The sequence below is a fragment of the Mesorhizobium sp. M7A.F.Ca.CA.002.09.1.1 genome (assembly GCF_003998555.1).
In the GTDB taxonomy this organism is placed as follows: domain Bacteria; phylum Pseudomonadota; class Alphaproteobacteria; order Rhizobiales; family Rhizobiaceae; genus Mesorhizobium; species Mesorhizobium ciceri.
The window spans coordinates 1-1,653 of record NZ_RZRR01001070.1 but is presented as its reverse complement, the minus strand read 5'-3'; the positions used below and the strand labels follow the sequence as shown (position 1 = coordinate 1,653).

Below are 1,653 nucleotides of genomic sequence, written 5' to 3'. Positions count from 1 at the left end.
ATCTTGGTGCCTGACCGCCTCAGATAGGCGCGCTTCATATCGGTATCATCGAAGGAATAATCGAAGAGGCCGTCCGCTGTGATACCGGAGACGCCGATCACGGCGACATCGAACCACAGCGCCTCGAACTGGGCGATGGCCGCAGGCCCGCCGGTCGACATCTCGTCGGCCCGTACGCGGCCGCCGGCAACATAGACTTCGGGCACACCGCCATTCAGCGCCGCCGCGATCCTGAGGCTGTTGGTGAACACCTTGGCGTGCGGAAGGTCCCTGAGGTGCTCGGCCATCAGATAGGTGGTGGTGCCGACATCCAAAGCGATCGTGCGGTATCCCGAAACCAGCGCGGCCGCGGCCGCGGCAATCGCGGCCTTCGGGTCGCGGCGCTGGCGCAAGCGCGAATCGAAACTCGGCTCTTCGCTGTCCATGGCGACCAGCGGCGGGTTGTCGGCCTCGATCGCGCCGCCCTGGATTCGGACCAGCCTACCCTCGCGTTCCAGTTCGACGAGATCGCGGCGGATCGTCATGTCGGAAACGGCAAGTTCGGCCGCTGCCGCGGCGACGGTGAGCGACCCCGTCCGGCGCAGCAAAGCCAGGATGCGTGCCTGCCGGTCGTGCGCGAGAAGGCGCTGACGATCGGCGTCGCGCGGTGCGCCATGCGGCGATGTCTCAGGAAGGGTGGTGTCGTCTGCCATCGATGTATCCGGTGGGTAAGCCGCCGACGAAGCGGTCTGCTGATCTTCACACTACCGCATGATCAAACATTTTCAAACAAAAATATGTTTGCAGTGTTCGATTTTATTGGTATGCATCTCGATATCAACAAAATGCGTTCCGCCATCAAGCAGAGAGAATACGACCATGCCGGCTGTCTCCGTCACGCCTCCCGTGCTTGCCGAACTCGCGGGCAAGCGAGCCTTCGTGACGGGCGGTGGCGCGGGGATCGGCCGGGCGATCGCGACCGCCCTGACGCGGCAGGGCGTCGCCGTGGCGATCGGCGATCTGGATCCCAAGGCGGCACGTCAGGCGGCTGAGGAAATTGGTGGCGGTGCCGCCGCCGTCACGGTCGATGTCCGCCGCCGCGATTCCGTCGAGGCGGCCTTCTCCACCGTACTGGAAGCGCTTGGCGGCTGCGACATCCTGATCGCCAATGCCGGCGTGTCCACCATGCAGCACGCGCTCGATCTGACCGACGAAGAGTGGGACTTCAACTTTTCGGTCAATGCCCGCGGTGTATTCCTGGCAAATCAGATCGCTGGACGGCATTTTGTCAAGCAGGGCACGGGCTGCATCGTCAACACCGCCTCGCTTGCCGCGAAGGTCGGTGCGCCGCTCCTGGCGCATTATTCGGCATCCAAGTTCGCCGTGCTCGGCTGGACGCAGGCCTTTGCCCGCGAGCTCGCGCCCAAGGGGATACGCGTTAATGCCGTCTGTCCGGGGTTCGTCAAGACCGGCATGCAATCGCGCGAAGTCGAGTGGGAGGCGCATCTGCGGCAAGTCACGCCCGAACGGGTGGTCGCCGACTATATTGCGCAGACGCCGCTCGGCCGGCTCGAGCTGCCGGAGGATGTCGCCGACGTCGTCGTGTTCCTCTGCTCGGATCAAGCCCGCTTCATGACCGGCCAGGGCGTCAACGTGACCGGCGGCGTCTACATG

2 protein-coding genes are annotated in these 1,653 nt (G+C 64.4%); one reads left to right on the top strand and one right to left on the bottom strand.

The genetic code is table 11. The features are described 5' to 3' along the window. Positions 1-692: DeoR/GlpR family DNA-binding transcription regulator (locus tag EN994_RS30320; RefSeq protein WP_164746370.1), on the bottom strand; the 692-nt coding region annotated here is incomplete at its 3' end. Between the two features lie 166 nt (positions 693-858). Between EN994_RS30320 and EN994_RS30315 the strand changes: the two genes are divergently transcribed. Continuing rightward, on the top strand, positions 859-1,653 hold a 795-nt coding region (locus EN994_RS30315), incomplete at its 3' end, for an SDR family NAD(P)-dependent oxidoreductase (protein WP_164746371.1).